At 74.3% G+C, this 12,588-nt stretch carries 11 protein-coding genes; 3 read left to right on the top strand and 8 right to left on the bottom strand.

Going from position 1 to position 12,588, the window contains the following annotated elements; translation table 11 throughout:
• Window positions 1–235 precede the first annotated feature (235 nt).
• From IE265_RS10000 to IE265_RS09980, 5 genes are read right to left on the bottom strand one after another with little or no spacing between them, the layout of a single operon-like run.
• Window positions 236–1,498: an ABC transporter substrate-binding protein gene (locus tag IE265_RS10000; RefSeq protein WP_190035064.1), complete on the bottom strand. Its 1,263-nt coding sequence runs from the start codon at window positions 1,496–1,498 to the stop codon at window positions 236–238.
• Window positions 1,495–2,577, bottom strand: coding sequence for a branched-chain amino acid ABC transporter permease (locus IE265_RS09995; RefSeq protein ID WP_190035063.1), 1,083 nt, complete (start codon window positions 2,575–2,577; stop codon window positions 1,495–1,497). Before IE265_RS09995 ends, IE265_RS10000 begins: the two co-directional genes overlap by 4 nt.
• The gene (locus tag IE265_RS09990) at window positions 2,570–3,460 is read right to left on the bottom strand and encodes a branched-chain amino acid ABC transporter permease (RefSeq protein WP_190035062.1); all 891 of its coding nucleotides are present in this window, start codon (window positions 3,458–3,460) and stop codon (window positions 2,570–2,572) included. Before IE265_RS09990 ends, IE265_RS09995 begins: the two co-directional genes overlap by 8 nt.
• On the bottom strand, window positions 3,457–4,299 hold the full coding sequence (locus tag IE265_RS09985; RefSeq protein WP_190035061.1) for an ABC transporter ATP-binding protein: 843 nt from the start codon (window positions 4,297–4,299) through the stop codon (window positions 3,457–3,459). The genes IE265_RS09990 and IE265_RS09985 overlap by 4 nt, the downstream gene beginning before the upstream one ends.
• Before the next feature lie 8 nt (window positions 4,300–4,307).
• Window positions 4,308–5,114 carry an ABC transporter ATP-binding protein gene (locus tag IE265_RS09980; protein WP_190035060.1) on the bottom strand — a complete coding sequence of 269 codons (807 nt, stop codon included), beginning with the start codon at window positions 5,112–5,114 and terminating at the stop codon, window positions 4,308–4,310.
• Between the two features lie 203 nt (window positions 5,115–5,317).
• Here IE265_RS09980 and IE265_RS09975 point away from each other — a divergent pair, with 203 nt between their 5' ends.
• The gene (locus IE265_RS09975) at window positions 5,318–6,502 is read left to right on the top strand and encodes a PucR family transcriptional regulator (RefSeq protein ID WP_190035059.1); all 1,185 of its coding nucleotides are present in this window, start codon (window positions 5,318–5,320) and stop codon (window positions 6,500–6,502) included.
• Between the two features lie 474 nt (window positions 6,503–6,976).
• Here the strand turns inward: IE265_RS09975 and IE265_RS09970 are convergent, their stop codons facing one another.
• Window positions 6,977–8,137 (bottom strand): glycerate kinase, encoded by a 1,161-nt coding sequence (locus tag IE265_RS09970; RefSeq protein WP_229916109.1) that lies wholly within the window; start codon window positions 8,135–8,137, stop codon window positions 6,977–6,979.
• 419 nt (window positions 8,138–8,556) lie between these two features.
• On the opposite strand from IE265_RS09970, the gene IE265_RS09965 reads away from it, so the two are divergent.
• Both IE265_RS09965 and IE265_RS09960 read left to right on the top strand, forming a co-directional pair.
• Complete coding sequence (locus tag IE265_RS09965) at window positions 8,557–9,048, top strand: NUDIX domain-containing protein (RefSeq protein WP_190035058.1); 492 nt, start codon at window positions 8,557–8,559, stop codon at window positions 9,046–9,048.
• 109 nt (window positions 9,049–9,157) lie between these two features.
• On the top strand, window positions 9,158–9,913 hold the full coding sequence (locus tag IE265_RS09960; RefSeq protein WP_190035057.1) for an SIR2 family NAD-dependent protein deacylase: 756 nt from the start codon (window positions 9,158–9,160) through the stop codon (window positions 9,911–9,913).
• Between the two features lie 24 nt (window positions 9,914–9,937).
• Here IE265_RS09960 and IE265_RS09955 read toward each other — a convergent pair whose 3' ends face one another.
• Together IE265_RS09955 and IE265_RS09950 are read right to left on the bottom strand one after the other, a co-directional pair.
• Window positions 9,938–10,456, bottom strand: a complete 519-nt coding sequence (locus IE265_RS09955) for a methylated-DNA--[protein]-cysteine S-methyltransferase (RefSeq protein ID WP_190035056.1) — start codon at window positions 10,454–10,456, stop codon at window positions 9,938–9,940.
• On the bottom strand, window positions 10,453–11,946 hold the full coding sequence (locus IE265_RS09950) for an AlkA N-terminal domain-containing protein (RefSeq protein WP_308434780.1): 1,494 nt from the start codon (window positions 11,944–11,946) through the stop codon (window positions 10,453–10,455). Before IE265_RS09950 ends, IE265_RS09955 begins: the two co-directional genes overlap by 4 nt.
• Between the last annotated feature and the right edge of the window lie 642 nt (window positions 11,947–12,588).

Raw genomic sequence — 12,588 nt, 5'->3', positions numbered from 1 at the left:
GGGCGCGCGGGGCCGGATGGCGGGCGGGCGGACGCGGGGCCGAGGGCGGGCGGGTCCGGTCGCGGGCGTACGGACCCCGGGGGGGCGGGCGTACACGGACGCGGGGCCCGCGGCGGGCGGGCTGGGCGCGGGCACAGCACCAGGGCGCCCCGGCCGGAGTGTCCGGCCGGGGCGCCCTGTGGTGGTGGCGACGGCTCCGCGGATCGCGCGGGACCGTCGCTTACCGGGCCGTCCACTACTTGGTGTACGCCTCCGCCACCTCCGAGGCCTCGGGCTCGCGCACGACCTTCATGCCTCCGGTGACCGACTTGTCGGGCTGGAGGATGACGCTCTCCTTGGAGGACGCGGCGTTCGGGTCCGTGAAGTCCTGCGCGATGCCGAAGCCCGTGTCCAGGGCGTCGAGGGTGAGCAGGGCCTTGTCGACGCCCTCACGGGTCAGGTCCTTGCTCTCGCAGGCCTTCTTCAGTGCCTGGCCGAACGCGGAGGCCGCGGTCCAGCCCGCGACGATGCCGTTGTCGAGGGAGTCCTTCGGATAGGCCTTCTTGTACTCGGCCACCAGCTTCTTGGCCTCCGGGGTGTCCGCGCCGATGGGCAGGGACGGGGACGCCACGTAGTAGTTCGCCATGAGGGCCGGGCCCGCCTGGGTGCCGAGGAGCTGCGGGGCGAACGCCGAGTTGTTGCCGATGACCGGGACGTTGAACTTGCCGGCCGCCGCGACGCCGACCAGGGAGGCCGCCTGGCGCGGGCCCGCGCTGAGCACGATCGCCTTGACGCCGGCCTTCTTCAGGGCGGCGACCTGCGCGGTCATGTCGTTGTCGGTCGGCTTGATCTTCTGCTCGACGACCGTGAGGCCGGCCTCCTCGGCGATGTGCTTGGAGCCGACCAGGGCGCTCTCGCCGTAGTCGCCCTCGAAGTACACGTGACCGATCTTGTCGCCCTTCTTGACGCCCTTCTCCTTCATCAGGAAGTCGACCGCGTTCATCGTCTCGATGTCGTACGTGGAGCCGATGACCCGGATGTACGGGCTGCCGAGCAGCGAGTCCGACCAGGCCTGCGGGAGCACCAGGCCCTTGTCCTGACCGTCGATGCGCTTCTTGACGGCGGCGACGAACGGCGAACCGATGAACTGGGCGAAGCCGAGCACCTTCGGCTCCAGCTCCGTGTAGCCGGCGACCGCCTTCTGCGGGTCGTAGCCGTGGTCCCGGACGGTCAGCTCGACCTTGTAGCCGCACACGCCGCCGTCGGCGTTGAACTGCTTCACGTAGAGCTGCTGGGCCTGGGTGACGCTCTTGCCGAGCGTCGCGTAGACACCGGTCATGTCGGTGAGGACGCCGAGCGAGATGGTCTTGCCGGAGATGCCGTCCCCGGTCTTCACCTCGCCCGCGGCCGTGCCCTTGTCGCCGCCCTCGTCGTCCTTGGCCTTCGAACTGCATCCGGCCAGCACGAGCAGCGCGGCCAGCGCACCGGCGGCCGCCTTGGCCGCATACGTCGTACTCATCGTTTCTCCCCTTGATCGGTCCTGACGCGACGCCCGGCGGCCATCCTGACCAGGCCGCCGGGCAGGAAGAGCACCACCGCGACAACGGCGGCGCCGTAGAGGTACCGGGATGCCTCGCCCGGTGCGATCCCGCCCGTACCCGGGGCGGAGACCAGGGGCAGCGCATCGCTGTAGCGGGTCAGCAGCTGAGGCAGGAAGGAGACGAACACGGCTCCGACCACCGCCCCCGAGACCGAACCGAGCCCGCCGATGACGATCATGGCGAGGTATTCGAGCGACAGCGTGATGCCGAAGTAGTCCGGCACGGTCCGCTGGAAGACCAGGGCGAGCAGGACGCCCGCCAGGCCCGCGTACATGGAGGACAGGACGAAGACGGCGGCCCGGTAGCGGGCCACCGGTACTCCGATGACCCCGGCCGCGATGCGGTGGTCGCGGATGGCGTTCATGGCCCGCCCCGGGCGGCTGCGCAGCACACCGCGGGCGAACAGCCCGCAGCCGAGCAGCAGCACGAGGCCCGCGTACCAGAGCTTCTCGGCCGAGCCGAACGGCACCGCCGCGACGACGACCTCGCTGTCGTCGAAGGTGAGTCCGAACAGGCTCAGGGGCGGCACGTCCCGGCCGTTGAAACCACCGGTCAGATCACGGGCGTTGAACAGCACGTGCTGCCCGATGAAGATCAGCGCGAGGGTCGCGATGCCGAGGTACGCCCCGCGCAGCCGGCCCGCGATGGGGCTGAACAGACCGCCGGCCAGGCCGGAGACGAGCACGGCGAGGACCGCCGCCAGCCAGGTCGGCAGGCCGAGGCCCGTCAGCCCGTCGCCGCTCTCCGAGGCGAACACGCAGTAGCCGTAGGCGCCGACCGCGAGGAAGAAGGCGTGGCCCATGGAGAGCTGGCCGGTGGAGCCGGTGAGGAGGTTGATCCCGATGGCCCCGATCGCGGCGGCCATCGCGAACAGCCCGGCCTGGAGCCAGAACCGGTCCAGGTAGAAGGGCACGGCGAGCAGGACGATCCCCCCGGCGGCCCAGACGTACGTACGTGTGCGGAGCAGCCGCAGCGGTCCCACGAGGGCTTCAGACACGGGCCAGCTCCTTCGTGCCGAACAGCCCGGCGGGCCGGATGAGCAGGATCGCGGTCATCACGAGGTAGGGGGCCAGATCGCCCAGCCCCCGTCCCAGGAAGGTCAGCTCGCTCTGGTACCCGGTGGCGAGCGACTCGGTGACGCCCACCAGGAGTCCGCCGACGAGCGCCCCGGTCGTGGAGTCCAGACCGCCGAGGATCGCGGCGGGGAACGCCTTGAGCGCGGCGAGCGAGGTGGCTCGCTCCAGCCCGGGGGTGGGGAAGACCGTCAGGAAGAGGGCCGCCACGGCGGCGAGTCCGCCGGCCACGGCCCAGGCGCCCAGCGAGACCCGGCCGAGCCGTACACCCATCAGGGCCGCCGTCTCGGGGCTCTCGGCGGCCGCCCGCATGGCGACGCCCCAGGAGGTGTACCGGAACGCCAGGAGGAACGCGGTGATCAGCAGGGCCGCCGCGACGAAGGCCGCGATGCGGGTGTGGGCGAGGGAGATCGGGCCGATCGTGAGGACGGAGTCGCCCCACGGGTCGCCGAGCGTCAGCACGTCCGTGCCGATGCGGCGGGTCAGTTCGGTGGTGAGCAGGATGTCCACACCGATCGTGACGATGGCGAGGACGCTGTGGTCGGAGCCCCGGTAGCGGCGCATCACGAGGAACTCGACGGCCGCTCCGACGATCGCGGCGCCCGCGATGCCGACGAGGAGCGCGGGCCAGAACCCGAGGTCGTCGTGGAGCGTCGCGGTGACGTAGCCGCCCGCCAGCAGCAGGGAGGCGTGGGCGAAGTTGACGACCTCGGTGGCCCGGAAGATGACCACGAAGCCCAGCGCGATGAGGGCGTAGACGGATCCCATCGAGATGCCGTTGAGGAAGAGTTCGGCGAAGGTGCTCACGAGGCGGTCTCCTCTCCCCGGGGTTCGTCGGGGCGCTCTCCCAGGTAGGCGCGTACGACCGCCGGGTCGTTCTGTACGTCGGCGGGGGCGCCGTCCGCGATGCGGCGCCCGAAGTCCAGTACGGTCACCGCGTCCGCGAGCCGCATCACCACCCCCATGTCGTGTTCCACCAGGACGATCGAAATGCCGAGGCTGTCGCGGACGCCCGCGATGACGGCCGCGGTCCGCCGCCGTTCGTCGGCGGTCATGCCCGCGACGGGCTCGTCGAGCAGCAGCAGGCGGGGCTCCATGCAGAGCGCCCGGGCGAGTTCGGCGAGCTTCTGCTGCCCGTACGCCAACGAGCCCGCCGGGCGGTCCAGATAGGCCGAGATTCCGACGAACTCGGCTATCTCACGCACCCGTTCGCGGTGCGTGCGCTCCTCCCGGGCCGCCGAGGGCAGACGCAGTCCCGCCGACACGAAGCCGGTCCGGGTGAGCCGGTGGCGTCCGAGCAGCAGGCTGTCCTCGACCGTGGCGAGCGGGGGCAGCGCGAGGTTCTGGAAGATGCGGGCGACGCCCAGGTCGGCGATGCGGTGCGGAGGCATGCCGGTCAGTTCGCGCTCGCCGAAGCGGACATGTCCGGAGGTGGCTCGGTAGACGCCGGACAGCACGTTGAAACAGGTGGACTTCCCGGCGCCGTTGGGCCCGATGAGGGCGTGCACGGTACCGGGGCGCACGGTGAAGCTCACGGAGTCCAGGGCCGTCAGTCCGGCGAAGCGGACGGTGAGGTCCTCGACCTGGAGCGCCGGTACGTCCGGGGCCCCGGGGGTCTCGGGGGTCTCGGGGGCGGTGTTCGGCATGGCGGCGCTCATCCCTTCCAGCGCGTCAGCGCCGGGTGGGCGGCGCGGGCCTGCTCGCCGTCGGCCGCCGCGTCCTCGTCGACGACGCCCAGGTAGCGGCGGCGGACCTCGTCCGAGGCGGCCAGTTCGTCCGCGGGGCCGGACAGGGCGACCTCGCCGACCTCCAGGACGTAGGCGCGGGACGCGAGCCGCAGGGCCAGCGCGGCGTTCTGTTCGACGAGCAGCACCGAGGTGCCCTGGGCGTTGATCTCGCCGACGGTGTCGGCGATCCGCTGGGCCATCAGCGGGGCGAGTCCGAGGGAGGGCTCGTCGAGGAGCAGCATCCCGGGAGCGGCCATCAGGGCGCGGCCGACGGCGAGCATCTGCTGCTCACCTCCTGACAGGAGGCCGGCGCGCTGCTGGGCGCGGTCGGCGAGGACGGGGAACAGTTCGTGGACGCGGCGCAGGGCCGCGGCGCGGTCCGTGCGTCCGCCGGTGGCGCCGAGCGCCCCGGCACGGAGGTTGTCGGCGACGGTCATCCGCGCGAACACCTGCCTGCCTTCGGGGATCTGGGACACCCCGGCTGCGACCACCCGGTCAGGCGTCAGTCCGTCGATACGGCGGCCGCCCAGGCTCACCGTGCCGCCCGTGACCGCGCCGCCGTGGAAGGAGAGGGTCCGGCAGATCGCCCTCAGCAGGGTCGACTTGCCGGCGCCGTTGCCGCCGAGGACGGTGACGACGGCCCCTTCCGGTACCTCCAGAGACACCTGGCGCAGTGCGCGTACGGGGCCGTATCCGACCGACAGGTCGTGTACGACCAGCCCCGAACCACCCATGGCATTCCCCCCTGTCCTTGTGCTGTGACGCCTTGTTCTCGCCCGGTGTGGCGCTCACGACAGCACCGGGCGCGGGCGTCCGTCCACGGGGGGCGGGCGAATCGCTGCGGGTGACCAGCGGGCACGGCCACCCGTTGTGCGCGCGCACAACACCGCGTGTCAGGGGCCTGTGCGGGGTCGTTCGCGGGTGGCATCCTCCGGCCATGGGAGCCCGCAAAAGGCGTACCGGTCATGACTGGAAGCTGCTCGCAGAGTCCTGCACGGGACTGCTGGAGCGGCTTCCGGAACTCGTCGACGAGCACATGCGGCAACTTGCCGAGCATTCCCCCGTGTACGGGCAGTTCCTCCCGTACGACCAGCAGTGGCGGGAGGCGGAGGAGGCGATGCGGATCGGCATCCAGACGATCTCCGCGCCCCGGGACTCGCCGCGCCGCGACCTGGAGCACGCGGAGGAGGCCGGGCGGCGGCGGGCCCAGCAGGGTCTGCCGCTGGAGCTGCTGGTCCACGCGTACCGTGCCGCCGGGTACCTGGTGTGGGACGCGCTGCTGGAGGGGGCGTCCGGGCGCGAACCGGAGCGGCTGGGCGTGCTGATGCGCTCGGCGACCATGGTGTGGTCCGCCGTGGACGCGCAGGCCGCCGTGGCGAGCGACGCGTACCGGGCCACGGAGATGGAGCTGCGGCGGCGCACCGACGAGCGGCTCCAGGCGCTGCTGGACGCGCTGCTCGAGGGGCAGGAGGCGCCCGGGCTCGCGGCGCGGGCGGCAGCCGGGCTCGATCTGCCCGAGCGGGGCCCGTACGCGGTGGTCGTGCTGCGTTCCGAGCGGCGCGAGACCTTCCGGCGGCCCGTGCCCGGGGAGGGGTTCAGGTTCATCTGGCGGATGCGGGCGGACTGCGAGGTCGGGGTGGTGGCCCTGGCCGAGGGGCAGGGTCTCGACGGGGTCGCCCGGGCGCTGGACGGGCGCTGTACGGGGCCGGGCGGCATCAGTCCGATCGTCGGCGGGCTCGGGGAGCTGGGGCGGGCCCGGCGGCTCGCGGAACTGGCCCTGCGCACCTGCGCGCCGGACGCGACGGACGTGGTGCGGCTGGACCAGCGGATGCCGACCGCGCTGGTGGTGAGCCAGCCGGAACTCGCGGCGCGGCTGGTGGCGGACGTGTTCGGTTCGGTGCTGGAGCTCGAACCGGGCGACCGGGCCGTCCTGCTGGAGACGCTGGACGTGTGGCTCTCCTGCGAGGGGTCAGCGGGCCGGGCCGCGGGCCGCCTCTACTGCCACCGGAACACGGTGTTCAACCGCCTGCGGCGGCTGGAGCAGCTGACATCCCGGTCACTGGCCCGGCCCCGGGACCTGATCGAGATGACGTTGGCGCTGGACGCGTACCGGCTGGGCTGAGACCGCCGCCCCCTCGGGCGACGCGGTCTCGTGGGCTTGGCCCGGGGCGGGCCGGAGTCTGCGGCCGGGGCGGCGGCGGGGCCGGGGAGCTGCGGTCGGCGGTGGTGCCGGGGGCCCGTTCCGGCGGCCGGGGCCGGCTCCCCGGCCCGGGTTCCGGCAGGGCTCGTGCGGGACGGGCAGGGGGCCGGCTCCGGCGGCCCCTTCCACGGGCCGGGGCAGGCCCTCGGACCCAGGGCGCAGGGGCTCGTGCAGGGCGGGCGCCGCGTGCCCGCCGGGTGTTGCGGGCGGGGCGCGGCACGGCGACGCCGGGGGCGCGTCACGGCTCCCCCGGCAGCGGGCCGCGCACCGGCCGGCGTCGGTGGACGACGCGCGCGCTCCCGGTGCCGGGGCGGGCCGATGACCCCTGCCATGGGACCGGCCCGCGCGTCGGATGGCGGGGGCCCGCCGGGACGGGTCAGGTCAGGTCAGGTCAGGTCAGGTCAGGAAGTCCTGCCCGATGCGCTCCCCCACGTCCTCCAGGATCGGCCCGGCCTCGGCGATGCACCGGGCCACGTCGGGCTCGACGTCCGTGAGCGGGTAGACGCGCCGGATGCCGGCGCGGCCGAGCGCGTCCGGCGCGAGGGCCAGTCGGCCGCAGACCGCGATGACCTCCTTGCCCGCCGCCCGCGCCGCGGCGGCCACCCCGGCGGGTGCCTTGCCGTGCAGGGTCTGCTCGTCGAGCGAGCCCTCGCCCGTGATGACCAGGGTCGCCCGTTCCAGGGCGGGCCCGAAACCCAGCACGTCGAGCATCACCTCGATGCCGGGCCGGAAACCCGCGCCGAGGCCCACGAGGGCCCCGTACCCGATACCGCCCGCGGCGCCCGCGCCGGGCGCCGCGGCGTGCTCCGCCGCCCTGGGCCCGATCGCCTTCTCCAGGATCGCGGCGAAGTGGGCGAGCCCGGCGTCGAGCACCGCCACGTCTTCGGGAGAGGCCCCCTTCTGTGGTCCGTACACCGCCGCCGCGCCCTTCGGACCGGTCAGCGGGTTGTCCACGTCGCTCGCGAGGACGACGTCGACGGAGGAGAGCCGTTCGTCGAGACCGGACAGGTCCGCCGTGGCGAGGCGGTCCAGGGAGCCGCCCCCGGGCGGCACCGGCTCGCCGTCCTCGTCGAGGAACCGCGCCCCGAGCGCCGCCAGCATGCCCGCTCCGCCGTCCGTGGTGGCGCTGCCGCCGACCCCGAACACGATCGTCCGCGCCCCGGCGTCCAGAGCCGCCCGCAGCAGCTCGCCCGACCCGTACGTGGAGGCCGTGAGCGGTGCGAGGACCCCGGCCGGGAGGCGCTGGAGCCCGCTGGCCTCGGCCATCTCCACGACCGCGGTCCCGTCGCGCAGCGCGAACGCGGCGGCGACCTCGTCGCCGAGCGGCCCGGCGACCCGTACCTCCCTGCGCTCGAAACCGGCGGCCACGGCCGCGTCGACCGTGCCGTCACCGCCGTCGGCGACCGGCAGCGCCTCGACCTCGGTCAGCGGCGCGGCCCGGCGCAGTCCCGCCGTCAGCCGTTCGGCCACCTGCACGGCGGTGAGAGAGCCCTTGAACTTGTCCGCGGCGATGAGCACCCTCTGGGACCCGGTCCGATTCACTTCAGCGTCCGCCACCTTGCATTCCCCTTGCTCTCGGCCTTGCACACGTCAAGGCAGTCGCGCGCCGCTGCGACCCTAACCGGCGGAGCGGGCCGCTGCCCAGGGCCGTTCCCACGTGCCGGACAGCACCTCCCGGACAGCACCTCCCGCACAGCGGCCACTGGACAGCGCGACGGCGGACAGTGCGCCCACGGCTCCGGTGGCGGCCCGGACCCGGCGTGCGCCGCGTGCGCCCGGCGTGCGGATGTACGCGCCTCACCACCCCGGGCCGCGGTGCGCACGAGACCTCACGACGTCCGCACGGGGCGACGCGCCCGGCGCGCGCGGCGGCCGGTCCGGCGGGGATTCCGTACGGCGGGAGTACGGGGGCGAGGGACGCGCGCGCCCCAACCGGCCTGGTGGGAGGGCTTCGTGCCGCTCGCTAGGGTGGCGGGATGACGTCTGCTGACTACGCCGCGTACATCGCGGGACTCCCCCGTGTCCTCGTCGGCGCCGCCGTCCTCCTGCGTGACGCCGAGGGCCGGGTACTGCTGGTCGAGCCCAACTACCGCGAGGGCTGGGCGCTGCCCGGCGGCACCGTCGAGTCGGACGCGGGCGAGACCCCGCGGCAGGGCGCCCACCGGGAGACGCTGGAGGAGATCGGCCTGGACCTGCCGGTCGGGCGGCTGCTCGCGGTGGACTGGGTGCCGGGAACGGGCAGGCCGCCGATCGTGGCGTACCTGTACGACGGCGGTGTGCTGCGGGAGGAGCAGTTCAAGGCGATCCGCCTCCAGGAGGAGGAGCTGCTGTCCTGGCGGCTCGTGCCGCGCGACGAGCTGGGCGAGCTTCTGAACGGCGCGCTGGGCCGCCGGGTGGCCGAGGCGCTCGACGTCGTCGCGCGGGACGCGGGAGCGGTGGAGCTGGAGAGCGGGTACCGGGTCGGCTGACCCGGCGATCAACCGCGGCGTCGGTCGGCCCCGCGCGGCGCCGCGGGCCGGGCTCGCGCGCCCCGATATTCCGTGGCCGGCTCCGGGCGGGCCCTCCTACGCTCGGCCCATGACCAAGCCTCTCGTCGCGCTGCTCAGTGGCGCGGGCGTGTCCACCGACTCCGGCATCCCCGACTACCGTGGCCCCAACGGCCTGTGGCAGCGGGACCCGGAGGCCCAGAAGCTCGTCACGTACGAGTTCTACATGAACGACCCGGAGATCCGGCGGCGCGCGTGGCTGATGCGCCACGAGGTCGGCACTCTCCGGGTCCGGCCGAACGCCGCGCATCTGGCGGTGGCCAAACTGGAGCGCGCCGGGGTGCCGGTACGGGTGATCACGCAGAACGTGGACGGACTGCACCAGCTCGCCGGCCTGCCTGCCCGCAAGGTGCTCGAACTGCACGGCACCGCGAGGCGTTTCGTGTGCACCGGGTGCCACGCGCGCGGGCCGATGGAGGACGCGCTCGCCCGGGTCGAGGCGGGTGAGCCGGATCCGCCGTGCCTGGAGTGCGGCGGGATCCTGAAGCCGGCGACCGTGATGTTCGGGGAACGGCTGGACCCCGTGGTGATGGGTGAGGCCGTCGCCGTCACGAAGGCGTGCCAGGTGTTCGTCGCCGTCGGCACCAGCCTCCAGGTGCAGCCCGCCGCGGACCTGGCCGGGGTCGCCGCCGACCACGGGGCGCGGCTGGTCGTCGTCAACGCCGAACCCACCCCGTACGACGACCGTGCCGACGAGGTGATCCGGGAGCCCATCGGCACCGCGCTGCCCGAACTGCTCCGCCGGCTGGGCACGCCGGGCAACGACTGGGCGGCGAACGGGGGCTGAGAGCCGGCTCCGGGAGCGGGGCCGTCAGAACAGGACCGCTCCCCGGTCGCCCGTGTCCCCCAACCCGCCCGGTTCGCCCCGCTCGAAGGCCAGCAGCCGCTGCTTGCGCTCCAGTCCGCCGCCGTAGCCGGTCAGGCTGCCGTCGGCGCCCACCACGCGGTGGCAGGGCACGATGATGCCCAGCGGGTTGCGGCCGTTGGCGAGTCCCACCGCGCGCGAGGCCTTGGGATTGCCCAGCATGTCGGCGAGTTCACCGTACGTGCGGGTCTCGCCGTACGGGATGGCGCGCAGCCGTTCCCAGACGGAGCGCTGGAACGGGGTTCCCTCCAGGCGGAGTTCGACGGTGAACTCCTTGAGCCCGCCCTCGAAGTAGGCCCGCAGTTCCTCGATCGCGGGACCGAACTGGGTGTCGTCGGGGTCGCCGAAACTCTCCTCCGGCGGGCGGTGGCGCTGGTCGGTCATGTAGAGCCCGGACAGGACGCCGTCCGTGGCGACCAGGGTCAGCGGGCCGTACGGGCTGCCGATGACGGTGTGCTGCTTCAACGGGGTTCTCCCGGCAGGTGGTTGATCGGATGGTTGTCGGTCGCCCAGAGGTACTGGACCGCGTAGGCGCGCCAGGGCCGCCACTGGGCGGCGCGGGCCGTGAGCGCGGCGGGCGTGGACGGCAGGCCCAGTTCCCTGGCCGTGCGTCGGACTCCGAGGTCGGTGGGCAGGAAGGCGTCGGGGTCGCCCAGGGCTCGCATGGCGACGGCCTCGACGGTCCAGGGTCCGAACCCGGGCAGTGCGAGCAGCCGGGCCCGGCTCTCCTCCCAGTCGCTCTCGACGCCCAGGTGCAGGGTTCCGTCGGCGAGCCGGCCCACGAGCGTGGTGAGGGTCGCCCGGCGGGTGGCGGGCATCGCCAGCGCCGCGGGGTCGAGCGCGGCGAGCGCCTCGACCGACGGGAAGAGGTGGGTGAGACCGCCCTCGGGGTCGTCGACCGTCTCACCGTGCGCGGTGACCAGGCGGCCGGCGTGCGTACGGGCCGCTGCGGTGGAGACCTGCTGGCCCAGGACGGCCCGTACGGCGAACTCGGCCTCGTCGACCGTGCGCGGCACCCGGCGTCCCGGCGCCCTGTCGACGAGCGGGGCGAGCAGGGGGTCCGTGCGCAGTTGCCCGTCGACCGCCACGGGGTCGGCGTCCAGGTCGAGCATGCGGCGGCAGCGGCTGATGGCCACGGTCAGGTCGCGCATGTCGCTGAGGGTGAGCCGGCAGCCGATGTGGTCGGGCATGGGGGTGAGGGCGACGACTCCGTGGCCGTACGGCAGCCGCAGGGTGCGCCGGTAGGCGCCGTCCCGCCACTCCTCTACGCCGGGCACAGCCGTGGCGGCGAGGTGACCGAAGAGGTTGTCGGGGTTGAGCGGGGCACGGAACGGGAGCCGCAGGGCCAGCACCCCCGGGGTGGCGGTCGGCGCGGACCCGCCGGGCACCCGCGTGCGCAGTTCGCCCGGAGACAGGGCGAAGACCTCGCGGACCGTGTCGTTGAACGTGCGGATGGAGGAGAAGCCCGCCGCGAAGGCGATCTCGGCCATCGGGAGCCGTGTCGTCTCGATGAGCAGGCGGGCGGTCTGGGCCCGCTGGGCACGGGCGAGGGCGAGCGGGCCGGCGCCCAGTTCGGCCAGCAGCTGGCGTTCGATCTGCCGGGTGCTGTAGCCGAGGCGGGAGGCGAGTCCCGGTACGCCCTCGCGGTCCACCACTCCGTCGGCGATCAGCCGCATCGCGCGGGCCACGAGGTCGGCGCGGCGGTTCCACTCGGGCGATCCGGGGCTGGTGTCGGGGCGGCACCGCTTGCAGGCCCGGAAGCCGGCCTGCTGGCAGGCGGCGGCGCTCGGGTGGAAGGTCATGTTCTGCGGCTTGGGCGGCACGACGGGGCAACTGGGACGGCAGTAGATCCGCGTGGTCAGGACCGCCGTGAAGAACCATCCGTCGAAGCGGCCGTCCTTGGACTGGACGGCGCGCACGCAACGCTCGGTGTCGGTGTGCATCCCGTTCTGCATGCCTTCCAGCATCCGCCATGGTCATGGCCTCGGCTGGCGAGAATGCGACATCTGCCTCGGGGAGTCCCGGGGGCGGCCGGTGGGGTGCCGGTGGGGCGGCGGGTGGGGTGCCGGTGGGCGGCCGCACCGCCCCTCGACGACTCCCGGCACGACAGCGGCCCTCGCCGTTGTGCCGCCGCACTGCCGCGCCCCTGCCGTCGGCTGCCGCCACCTGCCGTCGGCTGCCGTCGGGCTGCCGCCACCTGCCGTCGGGCTGCCGGTGGGGGCGACGTGCTCGGGCGCGCAGCGCCGGGGGCCGGTGCGCCGGGGGCCGGGGGCCGGTGCGCCGGGGACGCCGGTGCGCCGAGGGCCGCCGGTGCGCCGAGGGCGCCGAGGGCCGCCGGGGGCGTGCTCCCGAGGCCACCGGACCGCGAGCCGGAAGTGGCAGGTCCGGGTCCGTGCAGCAGCCGACCGGTACGCAGCCGGTGGCGAGGGGGCCGGAGCGGAGGCCGGCCGGAAGCCGACCGGTACGCAGGCGGTGGCGAGGGGGCCAGAGCGGAGGCCGGAGCGGAGGCCGGCCGGAAGCCGACCGGTGCGCAGGCGGTGGTGGCGGGGCCGGAGCGGAGGCCGGGCGCCCCGGGCTCCGGGGCGGGCCCGAGCTCG

This window comes from Streptomyces fructofermentans (assembly GCF_014651055.1).
Taxonomy (GTDB): Bacteria; Actinomycetota; Actinomycetes; order Streptomycetales; family Streptomycetaceae; genus Streptomyces; species Streptomyces fructofermentans.
The sequence above is the reverse complement of the archived record's forward strand: the minus strand, read 5'-3'. Positions and strand labels throughout refer to the sequence as shown.

Excerpts from the sequence above, each read along its gene's own strand:
- IE265_RS10000 (WP_190035064.1), bottom strand. The coding sequence starts at position 1,498 with ATGAGTACGACGTATGCGGCCAAGGCGGCCGCCGGTGCGCTGGCCGCG.
- IE265_RS09985 (WP_190035061.1), bottom strand. The coding sequence starts at position 4,299 with ATGCCGAACACCGCCCCCGAGACCCCCGAGACCCCCGGGGCCCCGGAC.
- IE265_RS09980 (WP_190035060.1), bottom strand. The coding sequence starts at position 5,114 with ATGGGTGGTTCGGGGCTGGTCGTACACGACCTGTCGGTCGGATACGGC.
- IE265_RS09975 (WP_190035059.1), top strand. The coding sequence starts at position 5,318 with ATGGGAGCCCGCAAAAGGCGTACCGGTCATGACTGGAAGCTGCTCGCA.
- IE265_RS09965 (WP_190035058.1), top strand. The coding sequence starts at position 8,557 with ATGACGTCTGCTGACTACGCCGCGTACATCGCGGGACTCCCCCGTGTC.
- IE265_RS09960 (WP_190035057.1), top strand. The coding sequence starts at position 9,158 with ATGACCAAGCCTCTCGTCGCGCTGCTCAGTGGCGCGGGCGTGTCCACC.
- IE265_RS09950 (WP_308434780.1), bottom strand. The coding sequence starts at position 11,946 with ATGCAGAACGGGATGCACACCGACACCGAGCGTTGCGTGCGCGCCGTC.